Source organism: Pseudomonas sp. N-137 (assembly GCF_034555295.1).
In the GTDB taxonomy this organism is placed as follows: domain Bacteria; phylum Pseudomonadota; class Gammaproteobacteria; order Pseudomonadales; family Pseudomonadaceae; genus Aquipseudomonas; species Aquipseudomonas rhizophila.
In genome coordinates, this window is record NZ_JAXUDQ010000007.1 from 107,535 (window position 1) to 133,157 (window position 25,623).

A 25,623-nucleotide genomic window follows, 5' to 3' on the forward strand; every position below is an offset into this window, starting at 1 on the left:
GTTCTGTTCATCAGAGCCAAAAGGGGTCTTGAGAGCAAAGAAGGCTCGACAGCAGCAAAAAGCTGACGTGAGAGGATGGGTGGCCTAACACCATCAGTGTGGGAGCAAGACTCCACAGTAGATTTGGGTGGGTGTCTGTGGGAGCAAGGCTTGCCCGCGATGACGGCGGCACATCCGACATTGATGCAAGCTGGCCTACCACTATCGCGAGCAAGCTCGCTCCCACAGGGTTGACCGCGGATGCTCACAGTTTTAGTCCACGCCACAAGTCCAATGTGGGAGCGAGCCTGCTCGCGATGACGGTGGCACATTCGGCATTGAAGCCAGCTGGCCCCACTATCGCGAGCAGGCTCCCACAGGAAATTCGGCGTCGATCAGATCCCGCTCAGCGCCAGATCCATCGCAAAATAGGTGAAGATCAGGTCTGCCCCTGCTCGTTTTATCGCGCCGAGACTTTCTCGCACTACGCGGGCTTCGTCGATGGCGCCGGCCTGGGCGGCGAATTTGATCATCGCGTACTCGCCGCTGACCTGATAGGCCGACAGGGGCAGGTTCGAAGCCTGGCGAATATCGCGGATGATATCCAGGTACGCGCCGGCAGGTTTGACCATCAGTGCATCGGCCCCTTCCTGCTCATCGAGCAAGGATTCGCGCAGCGCTTCGCGGCGGTTCATCGGGTTCATCTGGTAGCTTTTGCGGTCGCCTTTCAAGGCACTGCCGCCCGCCTCGCGGAACGGACCGTAGAGCGCTGAAGCGAACTTGGTTGAATACGCCATGATTGCCGTCTGGCTGAAACCGGCTTCGTCCAGGGCTTTGCGAATGGCCTGGACCTGCCCGTCCATGGCGGCGGACGGCGCGATCACATCGGCCCCGGCACGGGCCGCCGCCACGGCCTGTTTACCCAGGTTGAGCAAGGTCCGGTCATTGTCCACTTCATGCCCGTGAAGCACCCCGCAATGGCCGTGATCGGTGTACTCACAAAAACAGGTGTCAGACATCACGATCATTTCCGGCACCGCGTCCTTGCAGATCCCGGCCATGCGCGACACCAGGCCGCGCTCGTTCCAGGTGTCGCTGCCATCGCTATCCAGATGATGGGACACGCCAAAGGTCATCACTGACTTGATACCGGCACGGGCATACCGCTCGATCTCACCGGCCAGTTTCGATTCAGGAATGCGCGCCACGCCCGGCATACTCTTGATCGGTACAAAGTCATCGATTTCTTCTTCGACGAAAATCGGCAGCACCAGGTCGTTCAGGGTGAACTCGGTTTCCTGGAACAGACTGCGCAGGCTCGCATTGCGACGCAGACGGCGTGGACGTGCTTCGGGGAACTGACTGGACATGGGACTCCTGAAAAATGGGTGCTCGATCGCAGGGGACAAAGCTTATGCCCTCACCCGCCTGGGCACAAACGCCGACCGGAAAACAGAGTTTTACCGGCCGGGCAATAATCGGCTTACAAGGTCAGTGAGCCATTGACGCAGGTCACCACCGCACCACCAATCCAGACGTCCTCGCCCACCTGCTCAACATGAATCCGCCCCGCCCGGCCCATGGTCAAGCCCTGGCTGACCACATAGCGCGACGGTGCCAGCCCCTTGGCCAGCATCCACTGGGCCAGCCCGGCGTTCAGGCTGCCGGTGGCAGGATCCTCCGGCATGCCGTCACCGGCAATGAAACCGCGCACTTCAAATTGCGCCTCATCGCCATCCACGGCCGGTTCCCACGGCGCGATGACGCCCACGGCCAGATCCCGCAACTGCTGGTAATCGGGCTTGAGTGCCAACACTTGCTGGCGATTCTTGAGCATCAATGCCAGCCAGCCGGCACCATTATCAACCCACTGCGTCTCGACAATCGCCTCGGCCTGCAACCCCAGTCCCTTGCGCACTCGCTCCAGCACTTGAGCCTCCAGCGGGCCGGACTTGAGCAAGGGCGGCGCCTGAAAAGCCAACCCGAAATCGCTGCGGCGAATTCTTACCAGGCCAACGCCACATTCCTGCACGATCTGCGGCCCTTTCGGCACGCCTCCGGCCTCCAGCCAGGCATGACAGCTGCCCAAAGTCGGATGACCGGCAAACGGCAGTTCAGTCGAGGTGGTGAAAATGCGCACCCGGTAATCCGCCTCCGGATGCTGCGGCGCCAGCAGGAAAGTGGTTTCGCTGAGGTTGGTCCAGTTGGCAAAAGCGGCCATGCGCTCGTCACTGATCTCGTCTGCCCCGAGCACCACCGCCAGCGGATTCCCCTTGAGCGGCACTTCGCTGAACACGTCCAATTGCTTGAAATTGAAACAGCTCGTCATCAATCCACTCATTCCGGAATTTTCAACCCGCGTGCCACTGCCGGCCGCGCCAGGAAACGCTCCAACACCCGCGTTACATTCGGGAAATTCTGGATACCCACCAGATCCCCCGCTTCATAAAAACCGATCAAGTTGCGCACCCAGGGAAACGTGGCGATATCGGCGATGGTGTAGCGCTCGCCCATGATCCAGTCCCGGCCTTCAAGACGACCATCCAGCACCTTGAGCAGGCGCTTGCTTTCCTCGACGTAACGATCACGAGGTCGCTTGTCTTCATAGTCCTTGCCCGCAAACTTGTTGAAGAAACCCAACTGCCCGAACATCGGCCCGATCCCGCCCATCTGGAACATCAGCCATTGAATCGTCTCGTAGCGCGCCGCCAACTCCTGGGCCAGCAACTGCCCGCTCTTGTCCGCCAGATAAATCAGAATCGCCCCCGACTCGAACAACGCCAACGGCTGATCCCCCGGCCCATGGGGGTCGAGAATCGCCGGGATCTTGTTGTTGGGGTTCAAGGAGAGGAACTCTGGGGACAGCTGGTCATTGCTGCCGAAGTCCACTTTGTGGGGTTCGTAGGGCAGGCCGATTTCTTCCAGCATGATCGAGACTTTCACGCCGTTGGGGGTCGGCAGGGAGTAGAGCTGGATCCACTCCGGGAACTGGGCGGGCCATTTTTGGGTGATGGGGAATGGGGTTAGGTTGGGCATGGGAGCGGACTCCAGAGGGGGAAGAAAAAAGCGGAGCATAGTTCAGAATGATTGCCGTGACATCAGGAAAGCATCTACATGAACCACCCCGCTGCAAGCAGGCCTAACTTCCCATACGACCACAACTTACTCATCCACATTTTTTATAGATTCCAGCCATAGAAAAAAATAATCTTTCTGCAGCTGAGGATCACTCACTATATCCCGATCCTCATAATCAAATATATTAACTAGATCTGCTCTCGATGCACGCTTACCTAGAACATGCTCATAAGCCGCTATTCCTGATGACATTTGCGAGGACATACTTGAAGGACGCACACTAAGCTTGGCTCCTTTGCACAAAAATTTTATATCCGTATGCTCCTTAATAATTTTCCCTAGACACTCATACACATCCGCTCCCGAGTATTTCTTTGACCAGCCACTTTTAAAAGTCAGCAGAATAGTGGATTTTTGTGCGTTCACGTCCAGCACCACCTCTTCCCTCTGGCCATCTTTAATAACTGGAACAAGCTGTCTTTTCATGTGTTATTTCCTCTGGGGGTTGGGCAAAGAATACCCTACGTAGGAACCATCTCTTTTAAGCGGCGTAACGCCAATAATATCTTCCGTTCTTACTCGATCTGGAATTGCAATCTCATACTCATAGCTATAGGGAACGTCCTCTGGCGGTAGCTCCTTATTAACATCACGCCCAGGAATTTTTTTCAGAACATACAGATACCCTTTCCGCGTTCCATATTTTGTTCCAAAATCAAGCCCCACTTCAACGCTAGTTGTTGTGCTGACAAAATTACTCGGTGGATTTCTGTTATCCCAAATATGAAGCAGTAGGTCAGTACTTTTTCCCAAGCTCATAAAACCTTCTTTAAAAATGACCTCCGGCCCCCTCAAATCTCCACGATAAAGGTAGGTAGGTTTGGGTAGCGATTTTTCACCCTCATCCACCCCAACCTTAGCCGCCGGATCCTGACTACCAACCGCCGACCTGCACCCACCCTTCCCCGGACAATCCACCAACCCCAACGGATCCACCCACCCCGTCGGGTTCAGGGTGTAGCGATACCCGTTGAGGCCACCCGCCAGTTTGCTCGGGTCAGGCGTCAGGTAGCGGCCGGTTTCCGGATTGTAGTAGCGGTGCCGGTTGTAGTGCAGGCCGCTTTCGGGGTCGAAGTATTGGCCCTGGAAGCGCAACGGTTGTTCCAGCTGTTCGCCGCCGCCGTGGACCAGTTCGGTGGTTTTGCCGTAGCCGCTGTAGCGTGCCGACCAGACGATGGTGCCGCCGTAGTTGGTCAGTTCCTGGGGCGTGCCCAGGTGGTCGAGGTGGTAGTAGAACGGGCAGGCGTTCGGGCCTTTGCCGTCGAGCAGGGCCAGTGGGCGGAAGGTGCCCGGTTCGTAGACGTAGCTGCGGTGGTGGCGCGGGCTGCTTTCGGCGACGACCTGGTCGCCCTGCCAGAAAAATTCCGTGGTCAGGCCGTCCACGGTCTTGCTGATGCGTCGGCCGAAGGCGTCGTAGCGGTAGGACGTTTCGCGCCCGTGCGCCGTGGTGACGCCGATCAGCCGGTGTTGGCTGTCGTAGCGGTATTCGCTGACGAGGCACTGGGCCTTGCCGCGCCGTTCGCGGATCAGGTTGCCGAAGGCGTCGTAGTCGTAGTGGCGGTCGCCCTCCATCAGCAGGCGGTTGCCCTTGAGGCGAGCCGGGCCGGGGCGGTCCTGCATCAGCAGGTTGCCGGCCGGGTCGTGGGCGAAGTGTTCCGGCGGCTCGCTGTGGGAATAGTCGATGCCGATCAGGCGATCCAGCGGGTCGTACTGGTAATGACGGCGGTTGCGCTTGTCGGAAATGGACTGCAGGTTGCCATTGGCGCTGTAGGCATAATCGCGCCAGAACAGTTGCTGCTGGTTCTGCCACACCGTCTGGGCCTTGAGCCGGCCTTGTTCGTCGTAGTCGTACTGGCTGAGCAGCAGGCCTTGGCGGCGCTGGCGTTCGCGCCCGCCGCTGAGCTGGTGTTCGGTGAGGCGTGAGCCGTTCAGGTCGATGGCCGTCAGCGCGCCGCCCCGGGCGTGGTGGTAGTCGAGCTGGCTGTTGTCCGGAAGGCGCAGATGGTTGAGGCGTCCGCAGGCGTCGTAGCGATAACGCAGGGTGCCCCAGCCCTGGTGTTCGCTGATCAGCCGGTCCTGGGCGTCGTATTCGAAGGCCAGCGGGTGATCGGTGCCGTCGTTGACGTGGACCAGCCGGCCCAGCCCGTCGTAGCGGTATTCGATGGCCTGGCCGTCGGGCAAGGTCTTGACCAGCAGCCGCCCGGCCCCGTCGCGCTGATAGCGGGTGACCCATTGGGCGCCGTCCGCGCCGTGCTCGGTTTTCTCCAGCAGGTGGCCATTGAGGTCGTAGGCGTAGGCGGTGCGTTGGCCGTCAAAGCCGATCTGCTGTCGGATCAATCCGTTCGGCGTGTAGTCCAGCTGATATTTTTCGCCGGATTCGTTTTCGATTTCAGTCGGCAACAGCCGCGCCGAGTCGTAGCGATACTTCAGTTCGCTGCCGTCAGGGTTGAGGCGACGGCTGATCAGGTGCAGGTCGTCGGCGTATTCATAGCGGGTGGTCCGCCCCAGCTCATCGCGTTCGGCGGTGACCTTGCCGTAGGCGTTGTAGCGCCAGGCGCGGGTCGTACCACCTGGCAAGGTGGTTTCGAGCAGGCGGCCCACCGCGTCCCACTGGTAGTGCGTGAGGGCGCCGTGTTCGTCCTGGCGGGTCAGCAAACGCCCCAGGGCGTCGTAGGAAAAACACCGGTGCCCCGTGTCGGGCAGGGTTTCTTCGGTCAGTTGGCCCAGTTGATTGCGGGTAAACCGATGCTCGCTACCGTCGGGGTAACGGATCGCCAGCAACTGCCCCTGGGCATCGTAGTCATAGCCGGTGCTCTGGCCGTGCGGATCGATGGCCTCGATCACATCGCCCTGGGCGTTGCGCCGGTATTGCCACACGGCTTTGCCGCGCGAGCGGGCGTGCAGGAAACCGTGGCGGTATTCGTAGGACGTCGGTTCCTCGTCCGGCGGAATCAGTGCCACCAGCCGTCCGGCTTCGTCGTAGCGGTATTCGGTGACGGCGCCCAGCGGGTCCTGTTCGGCGATCAGCCGGCCCTGGGGGTCATAGGCCTTGAGGTGCTCGCCGCCATCGGGCTCGACCTTGCGCACCAGCCGTGCCCGCTCGTCGTGGACGTACACCTCCTGGCTGCCATCCAGATGCTGGACCGTGACCTGCCCGTCCTCGCCCCAGGTGTAGCGGCTGTCCATCTGCGCAAACGAGGCCCAGTGCCGCACGCAGCGGGCTGCGCGGCCTGCCCCTTGCCACTCCCAGAAGAAACTCGCACCGCCGGCCAGTTGCCGTTGCAGGATGACGTGCTGGTCGTCGTAGTCGTAGCGTTCGTTTTCACCGGCGGCGTTGGTCGCCTCGATCAGTCGCCAGCGGGCGTCGTAGCGGTAAGCCACCAGGGTCTGTTCGGTGCGCCAGGCGTCGTCCAGGGTCAGGGCCGGGTGAAAGCTCTGGTAGTCGATGGCGACCAGATGACGTTGCTCATAACGCAAGCGCAGGGCGCGCCCGGCGCCGTTGTCCAGGCGGCTGATGTCGCCATGGATGTTGCGCTTGATCGTCAGGCGGTTGGCGTAGCGGTCGCTGAGGGCGGTCAGATGGCCGTCGCGAAAGTGTAGGAAAGGCGCGTCTTCGCCCGGCTGGGCGATGATCAGTTCGTCCGGCTCGGCCCCCCGGTAAATCGCTGCGCGGGCCAGGCTATTGTGGATCGCCGGGCGTTGCTCGCTGGGCAGCGGAAACGTCGTACGGCGGTTTTCCTGGTCGATCCAGATGACCTGCTCGCCTTCAAGCAACAGGCGATGCGCCAGGGCATGGCTCCAGCCGCGGCCCAGGCCGATGTCCAGGTCCACCGCGCTGGTGCGGTACAAGCGGGTGAAGACAAACGGCAGCCGGCCATCGAGGGTGCCGTCGTCCAGGGTCAGCAGCTCCTCGCCAGTGACCATCGACACCGGGCAGCCGCTGGTCTGGGTCAGGGCCGCGGTGTCGGCGCTGTCACCGTTGGGGTTTTTCGATTGGCTGGGGGCGTCGTCGTGGGGTTCGTGTTCGCTCAGGCGTGTAGAAGGCTGGGATTTTTCCCGCGCCACGGCGGCCGGATTGCTCACGGACACTGGCGCAGATTTCTCGAGGGTAATGTGCAAAGGTCCGACAGGCGTCGGTTTTAAAGGCGCACGCTGACTGACCACCAATGGTTTGAGCACATCGGCATGTTGATCGAGCCGGTCGGGGGTGAGTTGGCCCAACCTCAGGCTCGACGCCAGCAACCACTCCCGGGCCCGCTCCGAGCGGACCCGGCCCAGCACCTTACCGCTCATGCGCAGACCCAGGCCCAGCCCCCCGGTCAAACGCATCAGCAGGAAGTTGATCAGCACCGAGGCGCGCATCTCGCCCACGACTTCAGCGACGTGCTGGGGCGGCAACATCCGTAGCCAACTGGCGAAGGCCGCCATATGCACGAAGAGCAACGGCTCGTCGCTCAACACCATCAACCCTTTGGCGATTGCCTCGGAGGACGCCTTCAGTAGCTGCTCAAGCTCGGCTTGAGTCAGGTACTCCAACAACTTCTCGCTGTTGGCCTGCAGGTCCGCCAGCAGTTCGAAGACCTGTTTGACGTCGTCCCACAACTGATGCAGGGCGTCTGTGAACCCGCGCCAATCAGCTTGCTGCAATGCGCTGTAGCGCTCGAGAAATCCGCTGTCGGAAAACTCTACCCATTGCGGTTGAAATTCATCCCACTCCGCTTGCAGCCAACCTTCCAGTTGAGCAATCACGTCACGGTAGGACGCGTACAGCGCCTTGACATGCTCGGCCGTCACATGGGGAAAAAAGGTGATGCGATAACGCTGGCCCCGCCAGCAGTCGGGGACTTCCAGAATGCCGCTGGGGCCGATCACGTGATGAACCGGTTCGCCGAAGGTTTCTTTCCCCGGCTCGCCCCCGGTGATCGGTTCCAGCATCACCGGTGTGTCGCCAATCGGCACGAAGCGCGCCGCCTGGAACATGTGCACCAGCGTCAGCGGCCCCTCCGCCGGACAAGCGACCACCGTGGCGCTGACAGGTTGATCAAGCTCCTTCGGTGCCGCCAGGGACACTTCGTTGCCGACCTTGAACACCTGCTCGATATCCAGCGCCCAGCCGGTCCAGAAACTTTCAGCCCAGGCGTCGTAGTCGTTCAGGCAAGTGCGGAAGTCCGCCAGCACCGCTTCGATGTCCGGCTGCTCGGGGTCCATGGCCGCAATCACCAGCGAGCCGATGACGTTGTTCAAAGCCAGGAGTTTGTCGGGGGCGAACATGCGGGAATCTCGCGGTGCGGGGACGGACGCGAGACTTTGCCGAGGACGGCAGGGAAAATAAGTCAGAGGAGGAGACGGCAGGTGTAAGGCGATTCTTTAAATACAAAACCCAAATGAACGCGTCACGAAACTCGCACGCCCCATTCTTAAATCCGCAACATCCTGTCGCTAACATTCGCCCTACCTCCTGGCAGGAGGCCTTACAGTGCACGGAATCGGTCGGTATCGAACCAAAGGGCGCCAGAAGACTCTGAGCAATGCCCCGAGAAATCGAAGCGGCATCACGACAAGGAAAACACCGGAAGCCAAAAACTTCCTGGTGCCCAGGTTTGTCAGCCTGACTTGAGAGAGCCGAAGAATATTATTCAATGATGAACCCACTGAATTTCGCCAAACGCTTCAAGCGCCGACCGTGGCTGATGTTGCCTACGCTGCTTGTCGCTTGTGGCCTGGCGCTGTTGCTGGAGTCGAGCGTCAGTCGCGCTCAACCGGCCGACGGTATCCAGACCTTGGTGTTCCTGCGCCACGCCGAGAAACCCGCCGGCGGCCTGGGCCAGCTCAATTGCCAGGGGCTGAATCGCGCCATCGACCTGGCCACCCTGCTACCGGAGAAATTCGGCAAGGCCGACTATGTGTTCGCGGCCAACCCTACCCGCAACGTCGAAGAGGGCGAGCTGGATAATTCCTACAGCTACATCCGCCCACTGATGACCATCAGCCCCAGCGCCATCAAACTCGGGCTGCCGGTAAACATCGAGTATTCAGCCAATGACACCAGCGACCTGGCTGACGAACTGCTGCACGACAAGTACCACAACTCGATCATCTACACCGCTTGGTCGCACGGCTACCTGCCGGAGCTGATCAACCAGGTCGCCAGCGACGCGATGGGCAAGAAGCAGACGATTACCGATGATTGGGAATCCGGGGATTTCGATTCGCTGTACGTGCTGACCCTGACGTGGCACAACGGCAAGGCCAGTCTCACCAGCCAGAACTACAAGCAAGGCCTGGACAACGGGCAGGAAACTTGTCCGACATAGGCTGCGGACATTACTTTCGACAATACTTCCTCAATCACCGCCACTGGTCCCCACCGTTATCGCGAGCAGGCTCGCTCCCACAGGGGATTGGCAGTGGGCAGCGATCACCCTTTGCGGGCCGCTCGCTCACGCAGATACTCCAGCACCGCCACCTGCTCACCCGCGAACTCGATCCGCCCGCCCTTCTTCTCGCGCTGGAACACGTACATCGGGTCGTAATACTCACGCAACAGGCCTTCGATCCAGCCGCGATGCAAGTCGACGGCGCCGCTGGTCGCCTGCTCGGCCAGGGCCGCTTCCATGATTTGGAGCAAACGTCGATGGCGGTCGCCACCCAGGCGCTTATGGATGTTATTGAGGCTTGCCAGCAACCGCTCGCAAAATAGCGAGAACCCTTCATCGCCATGGACTGCGACAAATTCGCCGCACAGGTTGATGACGTAATCGCGCAGGATCCGCTCGACCCGCCGCTCCAGGCTGTCCTCAAGCCAGACCATCGGAACCTGTTGCATGCGCTGGTACAAAGACAGCGGCAAGGCGCAACTGCCGACCATGCGGCTTTCATCTTCCAGCACGAACTGTTCGATACCAGCGGCACGTTTTTTCAGCACATCCACGGCCAGCAGGTTCTCGAAATCGATATTGGAAGGCTGCCCGGTGGCGCGCTTGCCGAAGCTCGAACCGCGATGGTTGGCGTAACCTTCCAGATCCAGGCTGTTGCCCAGTTGAGTCAGCACTTCTGTCTTGCCGGTGCCGGTCATGCCGCCCAGCAACACCAAGTCGCATTGGGCAACCGCCTGCTCGACGGTGTCGAGCAGGAATGTACGCATGGCCTTGTAGCCGCCGCCGACCCTGGGATAGTCGATGCCCGCCTCGTCCTTGAGCCACTGCTGGACGATCTGTGAGCGCAAGCCTCCCCTGAAGCAATACAACACACCATCAGGATGGGCTGTTGCGAACTCGGCCCAGGCCTGGATGCGTTGCGCCTTGGTGTCGCCGGACACCAATTGATGCCCCAGGACAATGGCCGCCTGTTGGCCCTGCTGCTTGTAGCAAGTACCGACCCGTTGCCGTTCGATGTCGGTCATCAACGGCAGATTGACCACGCCGGGGAATGCGCCCTTGAGAAATTCGACGGGGGCACGGGTGTCCATCATCGGTCGGTCATTGAGAAAAATGTCGCGGTAATCGGTGATGTCATGGGTCATCAAGACACCTCGACCGCGTAGGTCTGTCGCTCGACCAGTTCACCGATCGGCTCCAGTGCAAACCCCAGTTCAGCGGCGACCGCCAGAAACGCTTCGTTGCCCTCGGGCGTGACGGCGATCAGCAGTCCGCCGCTGGTCTGCGGGTCGCACAGCACTCGCTTGTGCAGTTCCTGCACGCGCCCAACCTTGCTGGCGTAGCTGTCGTAGTTGCGCAACGTACCGCCCGGCACGCAGCCTTGGTCGAGGTAATACTCGACGCCCGGCAGACGCGGCACCGCGTCGTAGCGGATACGCGCCGTCAACTGGCTGCCATCGGCCATTTCCACCAAATGCCCGAGCAGGCCGAAACCGGTGACGTCGGTCATCGCCGCCACGCCGTCGAGCTTGCCGAAGCGGCTGCCCGGCTTGTTGAGGGTGCACATCCAGTCGCGGGCCAGGCCAACATCGGCGGCGCGCAGCTTGCCTTTCTTTTCCGCGGTGGTGAGGATGCCGATGCCCAAGGGCTTGGTCAGGTACAGGCGGCAACCGGCGGTGGCGGTGTCGTTGCGCTTCATATGACGCTTTTGCACCAGGCCCGTGACCGCCAGGCCGAAAATCGGCTCGGGCGCGTCGATCGAATGGCCGCCCGCCAGGGGAATGCCTGCTTCGTCACATACCGAACGACCGCCGCGAATCACTTCGCGAGCGATTTCCGGGGCCAGTACATTGACCGGCCAGCCGAGAATCGCAATCGCCATCAACGGATCACCGCCCATGGCGTAGATGTCGCTGATGGCATTGGTGGCGGCGATGCGACCGAAATCAAAAGGATCGTCGACAATCGGCATGAAGAAATCGGTGGTAGAGACCACCCCGCGCTCTTCGTCGATGGCATAAACCGCGGCGTCGTCCCGGGAGGCATTGCCAACCCACAACTTGGGGTCAAGGTTCTGCGCACCGCTGCCGGCCAGGATCACTTCCAGCACCTGTGGCGAAATCTTGCAGCCGCAACCGGCGCCGTGGCTGTACTGGGTCAGGCGAATCGGCTCGCTCATGGGCATACCTCTCGTAAGTCAAGGTGGGCGATTCTAGCAGCAACGCCGCCGGTTCAGTGCCGGCGCGAACCCATTGAATTTTCCCCCACCAGAGGAATCACTAGAAGACCAGCCGAGCATTCATCCCAGGAGACCGCCGATGTCCCTCGCCCCCGCTGCCGACGACAGCACCGACCTTAAGTATGGCCTCGACACGCTGTTTGGTCGCCAGACCCAAAGCGTCGATTGCCGCTACGATGTCCAACGCCTGGATGACGGTGAACCGGTGTGGTTCGCCCTGCACGTTCAGCCACCGCTGCCGGATGATCTGGAAAAAGCCCAGATCGTGGTCTTCAGCACCGAAGGCCGGCACATTGGCGGTATTGTCCGGCTTGCCAAGCGTCTGGACGATGGCAGCCTGCGACTGGAAGTCGAGCCCGACTGAGGTTCTCAGGCCTGCCGTGCACTGCTGCGATACATGAATACCAGCGCCAGCGCCAGGCAGGCCATTGCCAGGACCCGACTCCCGGACAACTCAATAGCGGGGTTGCCCAACCAGCCGAAATTGTCGATCAGCATGCCCATGGCCAACTGCCCGAGGATCACTGCCACGGTCGCCACGGCGGTGCCGACCCTTGGCACCGCGCCGACCATGACCATCATGTACACCACACCAAACAAGGCACCGCCAAGTTGCCATTTCGGCACGTCCAGCAGGCTGAGGGCGTGAGCGGGTTCAAAAAACACGATCAGTAACCCGGTGACCACCGTGCCCACCACGAATGTCAGCAGACTGCTGCGCAGCACACCGACCGTCTGGCCCAGGCGACCGTTGATGGCCGCCTGCACGCTCAACACCGCACCGGCAACAACGACCAGCAGCAATAGCAAAAACAGATTCATATTCAACCTCGGGCAATCAGGACAAGGGCTACGACGATCAGCGCCAAGGCGAGCCAGCGCTCGCCGTTGACCCGCTTGCGGGTTGCACCGAACCAGCCGAAGTGGTCGATCAGCACGCTTTTACCCACTTGCCCGGAAAGGATTGCGACCATGGTCATGGCAATGCCGATGTGGGGCGTGGCAAGCGTCAGCACGACCACGTAGATCGGCCCCAGGAAACCGCCGATCAATTGCCAGCGCGGCAACTCATTCAAGGCGGGGCCTTGTTGCGGACCACTGAGCAGCAACAGCAGAAACAGAATCGCCGAACCGACGCCGAATATGCTCAGGGTTGCCCAGAGATGCCCCACTTGAACCCCCAGCGGCCCCAGCAGACCGGCCTCTACCGACAGGCCCATGCCAGCCAGGATCACCAGGGGCAGCAACAGCCAGCGCAAAAGCGCTCGTGGTTTGGAGGCAGCCGCCGGGGCGGCGGCGTTGAGTGAAGACGCTTGCATGATCAGAACCTCTGAGAAGAACAATGAGCGGGATTATCGGCTGGCGCAGCTGTGCGATAAATGGGAGCATCCAGACAACACTTTTGCGCAACTCGCACAGCGGAGCAGTCCATGCACGGTCTCAATGAACTCGGCTTCAAGGCCCTGCGGTTGTTTGTCGCCGTGCTCGACCACGGCAGCTTCTCGGAGGTGGCCCGGCGCGAAGGCCTGGCGCCGTCGTCGATTTCCCGGCAGATCCAGTTGATGGAACAGGCCCTCAACCAGCAGTTGTTGTATCGACACACCCGCGCTGTTTCGCCCACTGAAGCCGGCCGCCTGCTGGGTCATCATGCACGCCTGTTGCTGGTGCAACTCGAAGAAGCCGAACAGGCGCTGCAGGAACAACACAGTGAGCCGGCCGGACTGGTGCGGATCAATGCCCCGGTGGTGTTCGGCCAGCGTCATCTGACGCCGTGGCTGGGGTCATTGTGTGAGCGCTATCCGAAGCTGCAACTGGACATCCAGCAAACCGACAGCTACGTCGACCCGCTGCAGGAAGGCGCGGACCTGCTGTTTCGCATCGGCCCGCTGCACGATTCAGGCATGCAGGCGCGAATCCTCGCCCCGCACCGCTTTCAGATCGCCGCCAGCCCCGCGTACCTGGCGCGTTGCGGCACACCGCTCAAACCCCAGGATCTGGCGAACCATCAGTGTCTGGCCTACAAAGGCGTGGCCGGCCAGCAACGCTGGTTTTTCCGCCGTCCGGGTCAGGCCTGGACACCCTACAGCGTCAAAGGGCCGATCACCGGCAACCATGCCGACACCCTGACCCAGGCGGCCGAACAAGGCCTGGGGCTGGTGATGTTTCCGTCGTGGCTGATCGGCGAAGCCGTGCGCAACGGCACCCTGGTGCCGGTATTGCGCGACTACGAAGCCTCCAACAGCCTTGAGCCCCAGCAGATCGCCATTCTCTGGCCGGGCAGCCGACGTCTGTCGGTGAAAGTGCGTACCGTGATCGACTTTTTCCTACAGTGTTTTGGCGAAGTACCTTACTGGGATCGCTGAAACTGCGAGGTCGGTGCTAACGTGTCGGCCCGTCGCCTGACAAGGATAACCCCGTGCTGCTCCTCAAATTATTGGTGATTCCCGCTTTCCTGCTGCTGATTTCCCTGGCGGGCCGACGTTGGGGACCGAGCGTGGCCGGTTGGCTGTCGGGGTTGCCGGTGGTGGTGGGTCCGATTCTGTTGTTCCTGGCCCTGGAACAGGGCGAGGCGTTTGCCGCTCAGTCGGCGACAGCGGCGCTGTCGGCCATGTTTGCAATGATTGCATTCTGTGTGGTGTACGCCCGGGTCGCCCAGCATCGTGACTGGCCTTGGGCGCTGGGTATCGCGTTGGGCGTCTGGGCGCTGGTGGCGATGGTGCTGTCCTGGTTGCCGGCCTCGCTGCCGCTGTCGAGCGTGATCGCCATTGTGGCATTGCTGGCCGCGCCCTATCTGTTCCCGACAGTTCGACCGGTGATGAGCGGCCCGGCTCCCAAATCCGACAAGCTGCTGCTACGCATGGTCGCCGGCGCGCTGTTGACCCTGGCGGTGACGCTGCTGGCCAGCACCGTGGGTGAACGCTGGAGCGGGCTACTGGCGGTGTTCCCGGTGCTGGGCAGCGTCATGGCAGTGTTCTCCCAGCAAACCCGTGGCGCGGCCTTCACCGCCGCGTTGCTGCGGGCCACGGCCACTGGCATGTATTGCTTCACCGCGTTCTGCCTGACCCTGGCCCTCACCCTGCCGCTGCTCGGCATGCCGGCCTTTGTCGTGAGTGTCGCGGTGTCGGTGGTCATGCTGCTGGTGACCCGCCGCCTGCTGGTGCGCGCCTCAGCCCCACGGGCCAATGATGTGGCGCACTCGTGACCGACGCTGGAGCCGGTTGGACGCCCATGGGATGATCGCGCTCAAGCACACCCCTCTGTGGAGCGTTTCAATGTCATTGGTAAGTAAACAAGTCGCCGCCCTGGTGCTGACGGCCATCGCCAGTCTGGTGGTGGTGCCTGCTTATGCCGCCCAGCCCAAAACCAGCGGCGCAGCACCGGCACAAAAGGTTTCCCTGCTGGGAAGCAAGTTCAACTTCACCCTGCCCAAGGGCTTCACTGCCACACCGCTTCCGGCCGGCGAGGCCGCCCAGGGCACGGCGGGGGCGAAGGGGACGATGTACAGCAATGCCACCAGCAAAACCGTGGTGATCACGGCTGAAAACACCATCATCGATGGCTCGAATGTGAAAGACGACGACAGCACATTCCTCGATGCCACCATGGCCGACTTCGCCGTCCAGAAAATCAAGGCCCTGCCGGATGCCAAGATCCTGAGCGAGAAAAGCCTGACCCAAAAAGGTACCGGCCTGGGTCTGCGCCAGCTCGATACCAAGGCGACCCAAGGCGGTGGGCCGACCCTCGATACCACGTTGCTGGGCGCTTCCGGCACGCGCATGGCAGTGGTACAGATCATTTCCCGGGCCAGCGACAAGGCCGGGCATGAGGCGCTGGTGAAGCAGATCGTCGCTGGTCAGTGACTTGATGGACCGGGTGGTTTTCATCGCGAGCAGGCTCGCTCCCACAAAGATTCTGGGGCGACATGAATCTTGATATCCAATCTGCTATTCATCGCGAGCAATCTTTGCCCCCACAGGACTGGAAGCAACCCCGTTTCTGGGAGCGACTCGGGAAAAAGGTGGGAGCGAGCCTGCTCGCGATGGCGGCGGCACACTCAACACCTCTGTCACTGAATCAGGGATTAAGCCGCTCCAGCCAGGCGCGCAGATCCCGCACCTGCATGGCACTGACGCTGTGGCCAACGCCCGGATAGGCATGGAATTCGGGCTCCAGGGCCAGGGTCTTGAGGAAGCTGTCCGCCTCGGTGCCGTCATGGTATGGGATCACCGAGTCCGCCGTGCCATGACCGATAAATACCGCCAGCGTCCGGCGCGACTCGTCGGGTGTCAGTTCGGCCCGCAGTACCGACAGCACCCGCCCGCCCAGCGCGGCAATGCCACCGACGGCCTCGGGATGGCGCAGGGCGACCTCGTAACTCATCATCGCGCCCTGGCTGAAACCGACCAGGTATACGTTGCTCGCATCGGTCGGGTACTTGACCCGGGCCTTCTCGATGAAATCCAACAGCATCTGGCCGCTGGCCTTCAGGTCCGCGGTATCACCGTCGTAGGCGCCCTCGCCCTTCTTGGCAAACCATTGATACTGGCCCCGCTCCACGGTCTTGGGCGCTCGTACCGATAGGTAGTTGTAGTCACTGGGCAGCTCATTCTTGAGGTCGAACAGGTCTTGTTCGCTGCCGCCGGAGCCATGCAGGAAGATCACCAGCGGCCGGTTTCTGGCCTGCTCATCGGCATGGGCCAGGTAATTGAGGGGCAAATCGGTGTGCAGCGCAGGCTGAGCCTGCAAACCGCAAGACACTACCAACAGCAACAGGGCGAGCGCTTTGAACATCAGTCTTCCTCCATCATTCGATAGCCGCACGGCAACGCGCGTGCGCTGAGATAGACAGCAGTTATCAGTCGTTGATCAATTTCCCCGCGCGAATCGGCGCTCGCCCGGCCACTTTCGCCTGCCAGATTCCAGGCTGGGTATAGCGCCCACGGTCCAGCGCAAACAACACGCCGCTGGTGCCGGCCCGAACAGTAGTGACCCGATCGTTCAATGGATCGACCACTTCGAACAACGGATCGCCCTGCTCCACCCACTCACCGGCCTCGCGCAGGAAGCTCACCACCCCATGATGCGGCGCGAACAGGTACTCAGTGCCTTCGAACGGAAAACCTTCACAACAGTGCGCTGGCGCGGGCGGCCAGTCACCACCGATGAAACCCTGCTCGGCCAGGAACCCGAGAATGGCTTCGCAATTGGCCTGGGCCTGATCCACCCGGGTGTCGCCCATGCTGCCCAGTTCCAGCGTGGTCGCCAGGTTGGCCGGCGGGATCGCGGCCTCGGGGAAGGTCTTGGCCAGACGCAACCAGGGCGAGGAACAGGACTCGTCGAACGAACTGCCGCCAGAGTCTTCGCACAGCAACGCCACGCCCGCCTTCAACCGCGCGGCCAGGGAGCGCCACTGCGGCCAGTGTTGCGGCAAGGCGTACAGGTGAATCGCCGCCTCGAAGTCGCAATGCAGGTCCAGGGTGACATCGGCGTCGCAGGCATGGCGCAGCAGCAGGCGATGCAGGGCCTCGAGTTGTGAGGGCGGCGCCGGCAAATCGTCCAGCACCTGAACCATGGTCTGGCGGATCAGCGTGATATTGGCGGCTGGGTCGTCGCCCAGGCGATCACCGATGCGTTGGGCCACCGGCGCGCTGAGTTCCACGAAAGACCGATTGAAGTTCTTGCCGCTGCCCAGTTCGAAGCGCCCCAGGTGCGCGCTCTGCACATGTTGGTCCAGGCCGATGGGGTTGGCCACGGGCACCAGTTCAATCACGCCGTTGAGCAAGCCTTGGGTCTCAAGCTCGTTGAGTCGTTGTTTCAGCTCCCATGCCGTGCGCATGCCGGGCAATTCATCGGCGTGCAGGCTGGCCTGGATATACGCCTTGCGTGGACCGTGGCCGTAACGAAACACACTGAGCCGGCGCTCGGTGCCCAGGTGGCTCCATGGCAGGGTATGGTCGATGCGTTGCATGTGGAACTCCCAATAACGGTATTTCGACGGGCGCTGGGGTAAAACACTCGCCCATGAAAAAGGTGGCCGACCGGGTCAACGGCGGGCCACCTTGGTTTCAGCGATTAATGCCCGTAGACATCAAAAGCAAAGTACTTGTCCTGCACTTTCTTGTACGTGCCGTTGGCGCGGATTTGCGTGATGGCGTCGTTGAATTTCTCGGCCAGGGCCTTATCCCCCTTGCGCACCGCAATGCCGGCGCCGCCACCGAAGTATTTGGCATCTTCATAGGTCGGGCCCACGAAGGCAAAACCTTTGCCGGCATCCGTTTTCAGGAAGCCGTCGTCGAGGTTGACCGAGTCGGCGAGCATGGCGTCGAGACGACCGGCGACCATGTCCAGGTTGGCTTCTTGCTGGGAGCTGTAACGCACCAGATTGATACCGGCGGGCACCAGCACCTCGGTGGCGAAACGGTCGTGGGTACTGGCACGCAGCACACCGACTTTCTTGCCCTTGAGTTCGGTCAGCGGGTCCTTGACGTCGCTGCCTTCCTTCATCACGAAACGCGCCGGGGTGTGGTAGTACTTGATGGTGAAGTCGACGTTTTTCTTACGATCATCGGTGATGGTCATGGACGACAGGATCGCGTCGATTTTCTTCACTTTCAGCGCTGGGATCAGGCCGTCAAATTCCTGCTCGACCCAAGTGCACTTGACCTTCATCTGTTCGCACAGCGCGTCGCCGATATCAACATCGAAACCCGTCAGCTTGCCGTCGGGGGTTTTCATCGAGAACGGCGGGTAACCGGCTTCGATTCCGAGGCGGATCGGCTTGGCGTCTTCGGCCACGGCCGACAAGGACAACACGGACAGTGCCAAGGCACCAAACATTGCTAGCTTGTTCATTTTTGCTCCTGAGTGCGCAGGGTTTTTATTAGCGGGTTATCGGCAGATTCTTAGGCAGCGTTCGGTCATTAAAAACCGAAGTGGCCGGCAGTCTAGAGGGGCACTCAGGAGGCGAATTGTGTTGAGGCGACAAATATTTATAGAAACAACCAGGCCACAGGGATTGCACCCTGCTGGCTGGAAAGGATCAGCAGTCGCAGCCGACAGCCTGGTCCGCCGCGCATTCCACTGCGCCAGTCAGCCGGAAGCCTTCGTCCAGCCAGCCCATGACACCGCCAATCATTTCCTTGACCGGATAACCCAAGGTCGCCAGACGCACTGCCGCTTTGTTCGCGCCATTGCAATGCGGGCCCGCGCAATAGACCACAAACAGCGCGGTCTTGGGATAAGCCGCCAGCGCCTGTGCGGTCAGTGAGCGGGTTGGCAGGTTGATCGCCCCGGGCACATGCCCGCGCTCGAAAGCCAGTGGCCCGCGCACGTCCACCAGGACGAAATCGACTTCTCCAGCCTGTTGGCTGGCGTGAACGTCGGAGCAATCGGTTTCGAACGTCAGACGCCGGCTGAAATGTTGCAGGGCTAGGTCGGACGGGGCAGCAGGCACTTGGCGAACCAGGCTGGTCATGAGTGTGTACTCCACAGACAAATGAGGGGGTGAGCAGACTTTATCCGGCCGATGCTTACCGCTACAGTGGCGCACAAGACACTCTGTGGGAATTTTCCGCCATATGCAGCCCAATCCCGGTCTGGTCGCCATCCTCGCCTACGACGGCCTGTGCACCTTCGAATTCGGCATCGCCATCGAGATATTCGGCCTTGCCCGACCTGAGTTCGATTTCCCTTGGTACAAACATCGGATCGTTGCCGTCGATGACGGCCCGATGCGGGCCATGGGCGGCTTCCAGATCCTGGCCGATGGCGGCATGGAATTATTGCAAACGGCGCAAACCATCGTGGTGCCCGGCTGGCACAGTCGCGACGAACCACCGCCGCCGGCGCTGCTTGAGGCATTGCGCTGCGCCCATGCCCGGGGCGCGCGCCTGCTGTCGATCTGCTCCGGGGCATTCGTGCTGGCCGCCGCCGGCTTGCTCGATGGACTGGGCGCTACCACTCACTGGCGCTACACCGATGAACTGGCCAAAAGTTTTCCCGCCATCCTGGTAGACCCGGATGTGCTGTACGTGGATTCGGGGCAAGTCATTACTTCGGCCGGCAGCGCCGCGGGCATTGATGCCTGCCTGCACCTGGTAGCGCGGGATTTCGGTACCCAGGTTGCCAACGCCGTGGCGCGGCGACTGGTGATGTCACCACAACGCACGGGCGGCCAGGCGCAGTTCATTCCTTCACCGGTCAGCCGCACGCCACGCAGCGATTTGTCCGGCGTCATGCACTGGGCCCGCGAACGCCTGCACGAACCGCTCGGTGTGCGCGAACTGGCCAGCCAGGCGGCCATGAGCGAGCGAACCTTCCTGCGGCACTTCACCCAGGCCTGCGGCCTGTCGCCCAAGGCCTGGCTGCAACATGAGCGCCTGGCCCGGGCTCGCGAGTTGCTGGAAAGCACCGAAGACAACACCGACAACATCGCCCAGCTGTGCGGCTACCGCTCGGTGGAAAGCTTTCGCGTGGCATTTCGCAGTGTGGTGGGGTTGGCGCCGTCGGTGTACCGGGAGCGGTTTGGACGTGGGGCGAAGGCGGTCAGTTGACGTGGAAACTGTCGAACATTGGGGTCTGACGTATCAAGGTCTGACGTATCAAGGGTTGAGTTATCAAGGTTTGCGCAACAAATAAGTATCCATGATCCATCCGTTAGCCTGCCGTGCGGCCTTGCGGGTGCGTTCGATGCTTTCAGCTACCTCCTCCAGCCGACCGGCGATCAGGATCTGATCCGGTGTGCCTACATAGGCTCCCCAGTAGATGTGCGTGTCCGGATCGGATACCTGGCGATACGCATCTTCAGCATCAAGCATCACCACCACGCTTGCCGAGTCACCGACCTGCCCTGCCGCCAGCCGGCGGCCCGTGGTGATCTCCAGCGAACCGCCAATGCTGTTCAATGGCACCTTATGTTGCGCCGCGAGAGCCTGGACGCTGGTAATGCCCGCAATCACCTCGAATTCGAAGGCGCAGCGACCCGCGTCGAGAATCGACTGCAAGATACGCACGGTGCTGTCGTACAACGACGGATCGCCCCAGACCAGGAAACCGCCGCACTGCCCGTCAGACAACTGCTCATCGATCAACCGCTCGAAGGTGGCCTGCTTCGCCCGGTTCAGATCTTCGACACTGGCGGCGTAGTCCACGTCGCCGCGTTGTCGCTCGGGGCTGTAGGCTTCGACGAAACGGTAGGTACGATCAACGATGTAGCGTTGGCAGATTTCCCGCCGCAGATCCACTAACGTCTGCTTGGCAGGCCCCTTGTCCATGAGAAAGAACACATCCACCCGATTCAAGGCTTTCACTGCCTGGATCGTCAGGTAATCCGGATCGCCGGCACCGATACCGATGACTGACAGTTTTTTCATTCGAGTGACTCCTGGCCGGGACCCTCCGTGCGCAATCGCCACACACCGTTGAAACGCAACTCGACAGTCGACAGCGGTTCGATGTCGAGGCGGTTGAAGGCCGCTGCCGGACAGCCCAATACGGTCAGCAGGGCCGCGCGGATCACGAACGGATGAGTGACGGCCAACACATGCCCCGGCCGGCCTTCCAGGCTGGCCAGCCAGTCGCTGACACGATGGCACAAGCGGGTGATGGATTCACCGCCATGGGGAGCCGCATCGGGATCGTCGAGCCAGGCTTGCAGGGGTTGCGGTTCGACCTTGAGCAACTGGTCGATGGACAAGCCACGCCAGCGACCCAGATCGCAATCGGCCAGGTCAGCGACCACCTGGGCGTCGTCGCCGAACAGGGCGGCAGTCTGCCGGGTGCGCAACTCCGGCCCGCAGAGCAACTGCCGGACATTTCGGTAGCCGTGGCCCGGCTCCGGGCGTTTGCCCAGCCAGTCGGCATCCAGCGGTTCATCCAGGCCAAAACGCGCCTGCTTCTGGGCGACGGTGCGGGCATGGCAGATCAGGGTCAGGCGAGTGGCTTGCACGCACGGTACTCAGACAGTCGAACGGGTTTCATGGAGGTGATACTCAAGCTTTTTCTTGTACAGCACCTTATATGAAATCAAATAACTGAGACAAAAAGGCGTTATGTCTTACACCGACAGAGGTATCAACTGACATATCGGATCTATGCGATCAAGTCCCCGTCCTACAAGGCTTTCGCACTACTTTCGTGCATTTTAAACAGAACGTAAAAACCACTGGACATGTAGTACCCGCTACATAAATACTATTTTCAGGAGTTATGAAAGAAATCCAACACCCATCCAGGCAAGGAGCACGGATGCCGCCTCTTCGAGACCTGATTACCGATCCGGGCTTGGTTTTGACGCCGTCGGAACGCAAGGTCGTACGGGCCCTGCTTGATCATTACCCGCGCAACGGCCTCGGGCCGATGTCACGCCTGGCCGATCATGCCGGGGTCAGCGACCCGACTATCGTGCGGCTGGTGAAAAAACTCGGATTTGGCGGTTATGCCGAATTCCAGGATGCGCTGCTCAGTGACATGGACCATCGCCTGCGCTCCCCTCGCACCCTGTTGCAACCGCGGGCCAAATTGCAGCAAGGCGACACCTGGAGCCAGTACCTGGCAACCAGCCAGCGCATCCTCACCGACACCCAGGCCCTGACTCAACCCGAAGACGTGCGTATTCTCGTGCAATGGCTGCTCGACAGCCGGCATCAGGTGCATTGTTTTGGCGGGCGCTTCAGCAGCTTCCTCGCCCAATACCTGCTCAACCACTTGCGCTTGCTGCGTGCGGGTTGTTTTGCCCTGGAAGACAACGCCCAGTTACCCGACCGGTTGTTCGACGTGCAGCGCCAGGATGTGGTGCTGATCTTCGATTATCGTCGCTACCAGGCCCAGGCCCAACGCGTGGCCAGCGCGGCCAAGGAACGCCACGCGCGGGTCGTACTGTTCAGCGACGTCTACACCTCACCGCTACGGGAACTGGCCGACCTGATCATCAGCGCTCCGGTGGAATCGATCTCGGCCTTCGACAGTCTGGTGCCGGCGCTGGCCCAGGTCGAAGCGCTTATCGCCTGCCTGACCTTGCAATGCCCTGATCTGGCCGAGCGCCTGGAAGGTATCGACACCTTGCGCACGGCGTTCAACACGCACCTGCTGGAGGAAAAATAAGGATGTTCTCGCTCCCTCACCACTCCCCTCGGGATTTGCCATTCACCTGCGACCATACCGCCTTGCTGCTGGTGGACATGCAACGCGCCTGGCTGGAACCGCAATTCGATGCCCACCTGGCCACGCCCGAGGCCGACTATTTCATCCGCCGCGCCCGCCAACAGGTGATCCCCAATCAGCAGCGCCTGCTCGAAGCGGTGCGGGCGGCGCAGCAAAACGTGTTGCACACCCACATCCAGAGCCTGACTGCCGATGGTCGCGATCGCTCGCTGGACCACAAGCTGTCGGACATGCACTTGCCCAAAGACAGCCCGCAAGCCCAGATCATCGCCGAGCTGGCGCCGCGGGAAAACGAGATCGTGCTGCCCAAGACGTCTTCGGGGGTTTTCAACTCCACCAACATCGACTACGTGCTGCGCAATCTGCAGACCCGTCATCTGATCATCGCCGGCATCGTCACCGACCAGTGTGTCGACATGGCCGTGCGTGACGCCGCCGACCGCGGCTACCTGGTCACGCTGGTGGAAGATGCCTGCGCCACTTACAGCGAACAACGTCATCTGGCCTGCCTGAACGCGATCAAAGGTTATTGCTGGATCACCGATACCGACACCGTGCTCGGTCGGTTGCAGGAGATGCAGCCGTGAGCCGTCTCGATGCCGCAACGCCGCTGACCTCGCTGCCCGTGTCCACGCTGGTCTGCACCGACCTGATCGGCGTGACCCGCGGCCGCTCGTTCCCCAGTGATGAACTGCCCCACTACGTCGACGCCGGTTGTGGCTGGGTGCCGGCCAACAGTGCGCTGACGCCCCAGGACATCATTGCAGCGGCCAACCCTTGGGGGGCCTATGGCGACCTGCGACTGATCCCGGACCTGTCCAGCCGGGTCACTGTCGACAATGGCCCGGATACCCAGGCACCTGCCCTGGATTTCATTCATTGCGATGTGCGGGAAACCGATGGTCTGCCCTGGGCCGCTTGCCCTCGCACCTTGCTGCATGACGAAGTGCAACGTTATCGCGCCGAGTTGGGCTTGCAGGTGTTCGCCGCGTTCGAGCATGAATTCAGCCTCGATACCCCTCAACCCCAACCGGATCGCCTGGCCTTCAGCCTCCAGGCCCAGCGCCAGCAGGCCGGGTTCGCCGGATGGTTGCTCAGCGCATTGCGGGCAGGCGGCGTGGAACCGGAAATGTTCCTGCCGGAATACGGCAAGCATCAGTATGAAATCACCTGCCGCCCGACCCTGGGCGTGGCCGCCGCCGACCGTGCGGTGAACGTGCGGGAAATCACCCGGGAGATCGCCCGGCAAATGGGCCTGGATGTGAGTTTCGCCCCCAAGACTTCGGAACATGCCGTGTGCAACGGCGTGCATTTGCACGTGAGTCTGCAAGACCTGGACGGCGTCCCCGTGCTGCATGATGCTGGCTGCGCCAACGGGCTGTCGGACCTGGGCCAGCACTGGGCCGCCGGGGTGCTGCACTATCTGCCCGCCCTGTGCGCGATCACCGCGCCGACACCGGTGTCCTATGAACGCCTGCAACCCCATCACTGGAGCGCGTCCTACGCCTGCCTGGGGCAACGTAACCGCGAAGCGGCGCTGCGCATCTGCCCGACGGTGAGCATGAGCGGCAAACCGGTGGCGACCCAGTACAACCTGGAATTTCGCGCCATGGATGCCACCGCTTCGCCGCACCTGGCGCTGGCGGCGCTGTTGATCGCCGGGCGACTGGGCATCGAGCAACGGCTGGCGCTCACGGCGGTCACCGATGAAATACCCGATGAATTGAACGAAGAACACCGTCGTGCCCGTGGCATTATCGCCCTGCCGACGACCCTGGCCCAGGCGCTGGATTGCCTGCGCCACAGCGGGGCGCTGTTCGAAGCCCTGCCCGGCCCGCTGGTCGAAACCTATTTCGCCTTGAAGGCCCAGGAGCTGGCCTTGACCCAGGCGCTGTCACCTGCCGAGCTGTGTGAGCACTATGCGCGAATCTATTGAATGTGCTGAATCGGGCCTTTATACCGGGCCGGCTTATCGCCTGATCCGGGAAGACGCCGAACACCCGTTGATCCTGGTGTGTGAACACGCCGACCGCTTTATCCCCGCCGCGTTGAACGACCTTGGCCTGGATGAGACGGCGGCCCAGGAGCACATTGCCTGGGATATAGGTGCCCTGGCGCTGGCCGAACAACTGTCCGAAACCCTTGGAGCGACCTTGCTCGCGGCCAACTATTCACGGCTGCTGATCGACCTGAACCGTCCCCTTCACGTCGCCGACAGCATCCCGCACCAGAGCGAGATCTACCAGATTCCGGGCAACCAGTCTCTGGATGAGGCCACCCGTGAATATCGCCAGCGGTGCCTGTTCCATCCCTTCCATGATCGACTGCGAGCGTTGATCGACCAGCGCCTGGCCGACAACCGGACGGTGCGGGTGGTGGGCATCCACAGTTTTACGCCGGTGTTCTACGGCCAACCGCGCGCCCTGGAAGCGGGCGTGCTGTTCGGCGAGGCCAAGGACTATGCCCAGCGAATCGTCGACGGGCTAAGCCGGCACTCGCTGCGGGTAGCCGGCAACCAGCCGTACAAGATCAACCCTTCGACCGATATGACGGTTCCGGTACATGGCGATGGACGCGGCCTGGATTCGGTGTTGATCGAAGTGCGCAACGATCTGCTACGCAGCCCGACAGCGGTGCAGGCCTGGAGCGCTTACCTGGCGCCATTGTTATAGGAAAGCAGCGGCAAGGTTCGAGCGGCAAGCGACAAGCAAGAGCACACCCACACAGCTG

At 61.4% G+C, this 25,623-nt stretch carries 25 protein-coding genes; 10 read left to right on the forward strand and 15 right to left on the reverse strand.

Annotation, left to right across the window (positions count from 1 at the left end):
• Window positions 1-374: 374 nt before the first annotated feature.
• The 5 genes from hemB to T3A99_RS06585 all read right to left on the reverse strand — a co-directional run bounded on the left by hemB (window position 375) and on the right by T3A99_RS06585 (window position 8,388).
• Window positions 375-1,349 carry a porphobilinogen synthase gene (gene hemB / locus T3A99_RS06565; protein WP_047230550.1) on the reverse strand — a complete coding sequence of 325 codons (975 nt, stop codon included), beginning with the start codon at window positions 1,347-1,349 and terminating at the stop codon, window positions 375-377.
• Between the two features lie 113 nt (window positions 1,350-1,462).
• On the reverse strand, window positions 1,463-2,308 hold the full coding sequence (locus tag T3A99_RS06570) for a PhzF family phenazine biosynthesis protein (RefSeq protein WP_076383996.1): 846 nt from the start codon (window positions 2,306-2,308) through the stop codon (window positions 1,463-1,465).
• An 8-nt stretch (window positions 2,309-2,316) separates the two neighbouring features.
• Entirely contained in the window at window positions 2,317-3,015 is a 699-nt protein-coding gene (locus T3A99_RS06575; protein WP_047230548.1) for a glutathione binding-like protein, read from the reverse strand.
• A 126-nt stretch (window positions 3,016-3,141) separates the two neighbouring features.
• A complete protein-coding gene (locus tag T3A99_RS06580) occupies window positions 3,142-3,543 on the reverse strand; it encodes a hypothetical protein (protein ID WP_107322621.1) in 402 nt (133 codons plus the stop codon).
• A gap of 3 nt (window positions 3,544-3,546) precedes the next feature.
• On the reverse strand, window positions 3,547-8,388 hold the full coding sequence (locus tag T3A99_RS06585; RefSeq protein ID WP_322834147.1) for an RHS repeat-associated core domain-containing protein: 4,842 nt from the start codon (window positions 8,386-8,388) through the stop codon (window positions 3,547-3,549).
• A 368-nt stretch (window positions 8,389-8,756) separates the two neighbouring features.
• Here T3A99_RS06585 and T3A99_RS06590 point away from each other — a divergent pair, with 368 nt between their 5' ends.
• Complete coding sequence (locus T3A99_RS06590) at window positions 8,757-9,431, forward strand: histidine phosphatase family protein (RefSeq protein WP_173406774.1); 675 nt, start codon at window positions 8,757-8,759, stop codon at window positions 9,429-9,431.
• A 104-nt stretch (window positions 9,432-9,535) separates the two neighbouring features.
• Here T3A99_RS06590 and mnmH read toward each other — a convergent pair whose 3' ends face one another.
• Both mnmH and selD read right to left on the reverse strand, forming a co-directional pair.
• Entirely contained in the window at window positions 9,536-10,639 is a 1,104-nt protein-coding gene (mnmH, locus tag T3A99_RS06595) for a tRNA 2-selenouridine(34) synthase MnmH (RefSeq protein WP_076383992.1), read from the reverse strand.
• Window positions 10,639-11,673: a selenide, water dikinase SelD gene (selD, locus tag T3A99_RS06600; RefSeq protein ID WP_047228441.1), complete on the reverse strand. Its 1,035-nt coding sequence runs from the start codon at window positions 11,671-11,673 to the stop codon at window positions 10,639-10,641. Before selD ends, mnmH begins: the two co-directional genes overlap by 1 nt.
• A 139-nt stretch (window positions 11,674-11,812) precedes the next feature.
• Here selD and T3A99_RS06605 point away from each other — a divergent pair, with 139 nt between their 5' ends.
• Window positions 11,813-12,097, forward strand: coding sequence for a hypothetical protein (locus T3A99_RS06605; protein ID WP_076383991.1), 285 nt, complete (start codon window positions 11,813-11,815; stop codon window positions 12,095-12,097).
• A gap of 5 nt (window positions 12,098-12,102) precedes the next feature.
• Here T3A99_RS06605 and T3A99_RS06610 read toward each other — a convergent pair whose 3' ends face one another.
• On the reverse strand, window positions 12,103-12,555 hold the full coding sequence (locus tag T3A99_RS06610) for a DMT family transporter (protein WP_076383990.1): 453 nt from the start codon (window positions 12,553-12,555) through the stop codon (window positions 12,103-12,105).
• A gap of 2 nt (window positions 12,556-12,557) precedes the next feature.
• Window positions 12,558-13,052 carry a DMT family transporter gene (locus T3A99_RS06615; protein ID WP_047228444.1) on the reverse strand — a complete coding sequence of 165 codons (495 nt, stop codon included), beginning with the start codon at window positions 13,050-13,052 and terminating at the stop codon, window positions 12,558-12,560.
• Window positions 13,053-13,163: 111 nt separating this feature from the next.
• Between T3A99_RS06615 and T3A99_RS06620 the strand changes: the two genes are divergently transcribed.
• From T3A99_RS06620 to T3A99_RS06630, 3 genes are all read left to right on the forward strand, one after another.
• Entirely contained in the window at window positions 13,164-14,096 is a 933-nt protein-coding gene (locus T3A99_RS06620; RefSeq protein ID WP_047228445.1) for a LysR family transcriptional regulator, read from the forward strand.
• Between the two features lie 53 nt (window positions 14,097-14,149).
• Window positions 14,150-14,935 carry a hypothetical protein gene (locus T3A99_RS06625; protein ID WP_047228446.1) on the forward strand — a complete coding sequence of 262 codons (786 nt, stop codon included), beginning with the start codon at window positions 14,150-14,152 and terminating at the stop codon, window positions 14,933-14,935.
• A gap of 70 nt (window positions 14,936-15,005) precedes the next feature.
• The gene (locus T3A99_RS06630) at window positions 15,006-15,593 is read left to right on the forward strand and encodes a hypothetical protein (protein ID WP_322834148.1); all 588 of its coding nucleotides are present in this window, start codon (window positions 15,006-15,008) and stop codon (window positions 15,591-15,593) included.
• A 214-nt stretch (window positions 15,594-15,807) separates the two neighbouring features.
• Here the strand turns inward: T3A99_RS06630 and T3A99_RS06635 are convergent, their stop codons facing one another.
• The 4 genes from T3A99_RS06635 to T3A99_RS06650 form a co-directional block, all read right to left on the reverse strand.
• Entirely contained in the window at window positions 15,808-16,524 is a 717-nt protein-coding gene (locus T3A99_RS06635; RefSeq protein ID WP_047228448.1) for an alpha/beta hydrolase, read from the reverse strand.
• A gap of 64 nt (window positions 16,525-16,588) precedes the next feature.
• Entirely contained in the window at window positions 16,589-17,701 is a 1,113-nt protein-coding gene (locus T3A99_RS06640; RefSeq protein ID WP_047228449.1) for a M14 family metallopeptidase, read from the reverse strand.
• 104 nt (window positions 17,702-17,805) lie between these two features.
• Entirely contained in the window at window positions 17,806-18,585 is a 780-nt protein-coding gene (locus T3A99_RS06645; RefSeq protein WP_047228450.1) for an ABC transporter substrate-binding protein, read from the reverse strand.
• A 187-nt stretch (window positions 18,586-18,772) separates the two neighbouring features.
• Window positions 18,773-19,207 (reverse strand): rhodanese-like domain-containing protein, encoded by a 435-nt coding sequence (locus tag T3A99_RS06650; RefSeq protein ID WP_173406772.1) that lies wholly within the window; start codon window positions 19,205-19,207, stop codon window positions 18,773-18,775.
• Window positions 19,208-19,310: 103 nt separating this feature from the next.
• Here T3A99_RS06650 and ftrA point away from each other — a divergent pair, with 103 nt between their 5' ends.
• Window positions 19,311-20,285: a transcriptional regulator FtrA gene (gene ftrA, locus T3A99_RS06655; RefSeq protein ID WP_076383987.1), complete on the forward strand. Its 975-nt coding sequence runs from the start codon at window positions 19,311-19,313 to the stop codon at window positions 20,283-20,285.
• Window positions 20,286-20,348: 63 nt separating this feature from the next.
• Here ftrA and cobF read toward each other — a convergent pair whose 3' ends face one another.
• Window positions 20,349-21,104, reverse strand: a complete 756-nt coding sequence (cobF, locus tag T3A99_RS06660; protein ID WP_139049617.1) for a precorrin-6A synthase (deacetylating) — start codon at window positions 21,102-21,104, stop codon at window positions 20,349-20,351.
• Window positions 21,101-21,679 carry a histidine phosphatase family protein gene (locus T3A99_RS06665; protein ID WP_322834149.1) on the reverse strand — a complete coding sequence of 193 codons (579 nt, stop codon included), beginning with the start codon at window positions 21,677-21,679 and terminating at the stop codon, window positions 21,101-21,103. The genes cobF and T3A99_RS06665 overlap by 4 nt, the downstream gene beginning before the upstream one ends.
• 299 nt (window positions 21,680-21,978) lie before the next feature.
• Between T3A99_RS06665 and T3A99_RS06670 the strand changes: the two genes are divergently transcribed.
• From T3A99_RS06670 to T3A99_RS06685, 4 genes are read left to right on the forward strand one after another with little or no spacing between them, the layout of a single operon-like run.
• Window positions 21,979-22,833 (forward strand): MurR/RpiR family transcriptional regulator, encoded by an 855-nt coding sequence (locus tag T3A99_RS06670; protein ID WP_047228455.1) that lies wholly within the window; start codon window positions 21,979-21,981, stop codon window positions 22,831-22,833.
• A 2-nt stretch (window positions 22,834-22,835) separates the two neighbouring features.
• Complete coding sequence (locus T3A99_RS06675) at window positions 22,836-23,480, forward strand: isochorismatase family cysteine hydrolase (protein ID WP_076383986.1); 645 nt, start codon at window positions 22,836-22,838, stop codon at window positions 23,478-23,480.
• A complete protein-coding gene (locus T3A99_RS06680) occupies window positions 23,477-24,829 on the forward strand; it encodes a glutamine synthetase family protein (RefSeq protein WP_322834150.1) in 1,353 nt (450 codons plus the stop codon). Before T3A99_RS06675 ends, T3A99_RS06680 begins: the two co-directional genes overlap by 4 nt.
• Window positions 24,813-25,565, forward strand: a complete 753-nt coding sequence (locus T3A99_RS06685; protein WP_047228458.1) for an N-formylglutamate amidohydrolase — start codon at window positions 24,813-24,815, stop codon at window positions 25,563-25,565. Before T3A99_RS06680 ends, T3A99_RS06685 begins: the two co-directional genes overlap by 17 nt.
• The last annotated feature ends 58 nt before the right edge of the window (window positions 25,566-25,623 follow it).